Here is a 4271-nt window from a genome sequence, read left to right as displayed (position 1 = left end):
CCAGCGCGCAGGCCAGCCGTGGCCACGTCAGCCAGGCGTTTGCCCAGCGCCCCAATGCATCGCGTGCCGCGGGGCACGCCATATCGCGGCCGAGTGCGCCGGCGCGCCGTGGTGCAGGGGGCCGGCGATGAGCCGCCGGGCGTTGGCGGCATTGCTGCTGGCGGCAGGCATGGCCAGCTCAGCGTTGGCCACAGCGCAACAAACCTTCGCGACGCCGGAGCAAGCAGTGGATTCCTTTGTCGCAGCGCTGGGCGAGACAAAAGCTGACGAGGCCCGCCTGGCCCAGTTGCTGGGCGATGACTGGCGTACCTACATACCGCGCGGCGGCGTGCAACGCAGCGACGTGGACACGTTCCTGGCGCAATACCATGCGCAGCACAGTATCGACCGGCCTGGTGAGGACAAGGCCATACTGGCGGTAGGCAGTGACCACTGGACCTTGCCCATACCGCTGAGCAAAAGCCGCCAGGGTTGGCACTTCGACCTCAAGGCCGGCAGCGCCGAAATCCGCGCCCGGCGCATTGGCCGCAACGAGCTGGGCACCTTGCAGTCGCTGCTGGCCTACCACGACGCGCAAATGGACTACGCCACCCAGGACCATAACGGTAACGGGGCGCTGGAATACGCGCAGAAGGTATTCAGCGAGCCGGGCAAGCATGACGGGCTGTACTGGGACGACAACGGCGAAGGTGAGGTCAGCCCGCTAGGCCCGCTTTTTGGCCAGGATGTGGTCGGTGACGCCTGGTACGGCTACCACTTTCGCATCCTCGATGCCCAGGGGCCCTCCGCCCCGGGTGGCGCCTACAGTTACCTGATCGGCAACCAGATGAGCCGCGGTTTCGCCATGGTCGCCTGGCCGGCCAGGTACGACGATACCGGCGTGATGAGCTTCATGATCAGCCATGACGGCCAGGTCTTCGAAAAAGACCTCGGGCCGCATGGCGACAAGCTGGCTGGGCAGATGAAGCGCTTTGACCCGGATGACAGCTGGACGGTGGTGGATGTCGCGGCGGGGGGGTGATCGCGCAACTTCAGCGCCTGGCCTGAATGCTGCCGCAGCGCCTCAGTGCGCACACGCAGCCCGAACCTCCCGCGCCGTGCACCCATAACGCTGGCGAAACGCCCGGGTGAACTGCGCCTGGTCGGTAAAACCCCAGCGAAACGCCAGTTCGCCGATGGCCAGGTGGCAGTGCGGGTCGCGCAATTGCCGGTGCACGGCCTCCAGGCGTTGGTGACGCACCCACTCACCGAGGGTATAGGGTGTGATCGCGAACAGCTTGTGCAGGTAGCGCAGCGACAGCCCGCAGGCACCGGCGATGGCGGCTGGCGACAGCTCTGGGTCGCCAAGGTGTTGCTGCACGTACTGCTCGACCCGCGTCAGGTGCAGGGTGCTGAGGTTGCTGCCTTCGCTGCCCAGCACCCGCTGGTCCTGTTGCAAGGCCAGCAGCAGGGTGGCGGTGGCCTGCTCCAGCAGCAGGTGGCGGGCGGCGGCTGGGCTGGCGTCGAAGTGGCGGGCGCACAGGTCCAGCTGCTCGACGAAGATGCGACCCAGGCCCTGGCTGGCATCGAAGCAATGGCGGGTGTAGCGCTTGTGCCCGAGCAGGTTGGCCTTGAGTGCGCGTTCGGGCAGCTTCAGCACCCACAAATCGTTCTGCTTGCCGTAATGGAAGCGGTAGGGCGCATCGCCGCGCTCGACGATGAAACCGCCCGGGCTGCAACTGAGCTGCTGGCCGTCCTGTTCGAAATGCACCTCGCTGCTGCGCGGCACGGTCACCAGGTAGAACGCTTCATGGTCCTGGCCGATGTGCGCCTTGCTGCGCGAGTAGCCCAGCTGGCTGGAGCGCAGGCGCGACAGGCTGAGCGGCGTGCTGGGGGTGCTCCAGCGCTGCAGGTGGCCGTCGAACGGCTGTGCGGTGGCGAACTCCAGGGTTAACGGGAAGTAAGTGTCACTGATGGCTTGGGCCCAACGCGCCTGGCGCTCCGGCTGTGGCCAGCCGTGGGTCGAGAGTTCTGTGGGCATGGTGGTCCTTTTTCAAAGAGGGCAGCATTGAAAAAAGGAACTGCAGGCAAGCTACTCAAGCAGCTCTTGTTATTGTGCAAACCGCCCGGCAGCGCAAACTGCCGGGCGGTTGTCAGGCCCCATGATCGGCGTAGGCCGACCTTTCGATCAAGCCCCGCGTGTCACCCGGTAGGTCGCCGAAGGCTCCAGCCGCGCCTGCCAGCCAGGCGGGATGACGATATTGGTGGTGTCTTCCTCGATCACGCAAGGGCCGTGCACGGTCTGACCCGGCAGCAGCCGGTTGCCGTTGAACACGGGCGTGGCTTGCCAGCCGCCGTCGGCACTGAACAGCATCGGCCGCAGCGTGCCCGGCGCCGGCACCCCAGGCTCGGCCGGGCCCGACAACTCGGGTTGCGGAGGGCGCGGCAGGTGGCCGATCACCGAGCATTCCAGGTTCACCAACTCCACCGGGCTGTCCGGCTCGCTGTACGAGTACAGGGTCTGGTGACGGGTGTGGAAGCGGCTGATCAGTGCGGCCAGGCCGGTGTCATCCAAGGCGTGCTGCTCCAGTTCGACACTGCATTCATGGATCTGCCCCAGGTAGCGCATTTCCAGGGTGTAGTGGCAGCTGCTGGCCTGGTCGCCAAAGCCGTCTTCGCGCAGGTTCGCCAGGCCTTGCTGGCGCAGTTCAGCCAGAGCCTGGTTGAGCTGCGCCAGGTTCACGTGCTCGCCGTCCACGCGCATCGACAGGCTGGTGAGCTGGTCGTAGCGCACATCGGAAAGGATCTGGCCGAAGGCGCACAAGCCCGAGGCCACCTTGGGGATCAGCACAGTCTGCATGCCGATTTCCTCGGCCAGGCGCACCACGTGCATGCCCGCTGCGCCGCCTGCGCCGATCAGCGCGAAGTCGCGTGGGTCGTGGCCGCGTTCGATGGACACACGCCGGATGCCGTTGACCATGTTCAGGTTGACCAGTGTGGTGATCCCGAACGCGGCGCGCTCCACGCTGATGCCCAGCGGCTCGGCGATGTTGCTGCGAATGGCGTCCAGCGCAGCCTGGCGGTTCAAGCGAATGCTGCCGCCCAGCAGCGCGCCATCGGGCAGGTAGCCCAGGGCCAGGTTGGCGTCGGTCACGGTCGGCTCGCTGCCGCCCTTGCCATAGCAAACAGGCCCAGGCATGGCGCCGGCGCTGCGCGGGCCGACCTGGAGCATGCCGAACTCGTCCAGGTGGGCGATGGAGCCACCGCCGGCGCCCAGGGTTTCCACCTGGATCATCGGCACGCCGATGCGCTGGCGCAGGAAGTCCACGTCCTTGCTGAAATTGGTGCGCCCGGCGTTGGTCAGGGTGATGTCGAACGAGGTGCCGCCCATGTCCACGGTGATGACGTTGTCGATGCCGAACGGGCGGGCCACCGCCAGCCCGGCCTGGGGTGCCGAAGCGGGGCCGGAGTTGATCGCATTCACCGCGCGCTCGCGCATCAGGTGCCCGGGTGCCAGCCCGCCGTTGGACTGGAAGTAGCGCACCGGCTGCTGCGCGCCAAGCTCCTGGAACAGGCTGTCGATACGCGCCACGTAGCGCGCCATCACCGGGCTGAGATACGCATTGACCACGGTGGTGGAGGTGCGGGTGTACTCACGGATCTGCGGGAACACTTCGCAACCGGTGCAGACGAACACTCCAGGCAGCGCCGCTCGTACTAGCTCGGCGGCACGCTGCTCGTGGCTGGGGTTGCGCACCGACCACAGGAAGGAAATGGCCACGGCCTGCACGCCTTCGGCACGGAAGTAGTCGATGGCGGCGTGGATGGCGCGCTCGTCCAGCGGGCTGTATTCGCGGCCATCGCCAAGCATGCGCCCCGCGATCGGGCGGCGCAGGTGGCGCGGGACGAGCATGTGCGCTGGCGGGTAGTGGGCATCGTAGCGGTGGCCTTCTTCCTTGTGTCCCAGGCGGATTTCCAGGCTGTCCTCATGGCCTTCGGTGCACAGCAGGCCGACCTTGACCCCGGTGCGCTCGATCAGTGCGTTGAGGGCCACGGTGGTGCCATTGATGCACAGGTCGCAGTTGGCGATCAGCTCGGCCGGGCTGTGACCGGTGGCATCGGCGATTTGCGCCAGGCCGGCACGAATGGCCAGGGTGCCGTCCTGCGGTGTGGATGGCGCCTTGAACAGCTGTACACCGCCGGCGCGGTCGGCCAGGATGAAATCGGTGAAGGTGCCGCCGGCGTCGATGCCCAGGCGATATTGGTTACGCATGATGATTCTCCGGTCAGTG

Annotated in this window: 3 protein-coding genes; 1 reads left to right on the top strand and 2 read right to left on the bottom strand. The window is 66.7% G+C overall.

What is annotated here, in order from left to right; translation table 11 throughout:
* The first annotated feature begins 127 nt into the window (after nucleotides 1–127).
* Nucleotides 128–1021 carry a DUF2950 domain-containing protein gene (locus HP546_RS26785; RefSeq protein WP_172231814.1) on the top strand — a complete coding sequence of 298 codons (894 nt, stop codon included), beginning with the start codon at nucleotides 128–130 and terminating at the stop codon, nucleotides 1019–1021.
* A 42-nt stretch (nucleotides 1022–1063) separates the two neighbouring features.
* Here HP546_RS26785 and HP546_RS26780 read toward each other — a convergent pair whose 3' ends face one another.
* Both HP546_RS26780 and HP546_RS26775 read right to left on the bottom strand, forming a co-directional pair.
* On the bottom strand, nucleotides 1064–2020 hold the full coding sequence (locus tag HP546_RS26780) for a helix-turn-helix domain-containing protein (protein WP_172231811.1): 957 nt from the start codon (nucleotides 2018–2020) through the stop codon (nucleotides 1064–1066).
* A gap of 147 nt (nucleotides 2021–2167) precedes the next feature.
* Nucleotides 2168–4252 (bottom strand): hydantoinase/oxoprolinase family protein, encoded by a 2085-nt coding sequence (locus HP546_RS26775; RefSeq protein ID WP_172231808.1) that lies wholly within the window; start codon nucleotides 4250–4252, stop codon nucleotides 2168–2170.
* Nucleotides 4253–4271 lie beyond the last annotated feature (19 nt).

This window comes from Pseudomonas sp. CM25 (assembly GCF_013179705.1).
Taxonomy (GTDB): Bacteria; Pseudomonadota; Gammaproteobacteria; order Pseudomonadales; family Pseudomonadaceae; genus Aquipseudomonas.
Note: the sequence above shows the minus strand (reverse complement) of the source record. Positions and strands in the feature narration are given on the sequence as shown.

Bases quoted from the DNA above. Each gene is read 5' to 3' on its own strand.
- HP546_RS26775 (WP_172231808.1), bottom strand. From the start codon at position 4,252: ATGCGTAACCAATATCGCCTGGGCATCGACGCCGGCGGCACCTTCACC.
- HP546_RS26785 (WP_172231814.1), top strand. From the start codon at position 128: ATGAGCCGCCGGGCGTTGGCGGCATTGCTGCTGGCGGCAGGCATGGCC.
- HP546_RS26780 (WP_172231811.1), bottom strand. From the start codon at position 2,020: ATGCCCACAGAACTCTCGACCCACGGCTGGCCACAGCCGGAGCGCCAG.